This window comes from Frankia canadensis, assembly GCF_900197875.1.
Classification (GTDB): domain Bacteria; phylum Actinomycetota; class Actinomycetes; order Frankiales; family Frankiaceae; genus Frankia; species Frankia canadensis.
This window is the reverse complement of the sequence record NZ_FZMO01000478.1, coordinates 1-920: the sequence shown is the minus strand read 5'-3', so window position 1 is coordinate 920 and position 920 is coordinate 1. Positions and strand designations below refer to the sequence as shown.

Annotated in this window: 2 protein-coding genes; both read right to left on the bottom strand. The window is 63.7% G+C overall.

All coding sequences use genetic code 11. The features are described from left to right. The coding region (locus tag C1A33_RS26425; RefSeq protein ID WP_279354702.1) for an IS3 family transposase at window positions 1-627 on the bottom strand (627 nt) is incomplete at its 3' end. Continuing rightward, window positions 618-920: transposase (locus C1A33_RS26420; RefSeq protein WP_207770517.1), on the bottom strand; the 303-nt coding region annotated here is incomplete at its 5' end. The genes C1A33_RS26420 and C1A33_RS26425, both read right to left, overlap by 10 nt.

Genomic DNA, 920 nt, shown 5'->3' with positions numbered 1-920 from the left:
GTTACTCCCTCGATCGGTGTGGAAGATCGCGCCTGGGGCGAGCGGGATGGTGCGGGCCGCATTGATGATCGCTGCGGAAATCAGCGGGGTTCTGTAGTGGTCATCCATGGCATAACCGATGATCGCTTTGGTGTGGCAGTCGATGACCGTGGCGAGGTACAGCCATCCTTCCCAGGTCGGGATGTAGCTGATGTCACCGACCATTTTCACGCCGGGAGCGGGGGCGGTGAAGTCACGGTTGACCAGGTCCGGAATCGGGCCGGTGAGGCCGGCGTCGGTGAGGGACTGCCGCCAGGGCCGGGGCTGGCAGGCGACCAGGTCCGCCTGGCGCATCAGGGATCGCACGAGTTCGACGCCGCAGGTCTCGCCCTGGCGGGCGAGGTGGGCGTGGACACGGCGGTGTCCGTAGGTTCCGTCGGAGCCCTCGAACACAGCTATGATCATCCGGGTGAGGTGGGCCCGGCGCAGGCTGGTCGCCGACGCCGGTCTCGCTCGCCATTCGTAGTATCCCGACCTGGATACCTCGAGCCAGCGACACATCGCGTCGATCCGATATTTTCGGGCGCCCGCCGGTGTGCGGGTGTCCTTCTCCACGTCGATGAACTCGTATTTCGAGCTTACCGATATTCCTGGGCGAAGAAGGAAGCCGCTTTTCCCAAGAATTCCGCCTTGAGGCGTAGTTCCCGGTTTTCCTTCTCAAGTTCCCGCAGCCGTGCCCGTTCCGGAACCGTGAGCGGCGGCTCGTCTCCGGCATGCTCCTTCCGGTAGGCCGCTACCCAGACACCGAGAGTGCCTTCCAGTATTCCGAGTTCGCGGGCGACCGTGGCGATCGGACGTGACGTCTCGATCACCGATTTCACTGCCTCCTCGCGGAACTCCGGGGAGAATTTCCTGCGACGTTCAGCCATGTGGCACACACT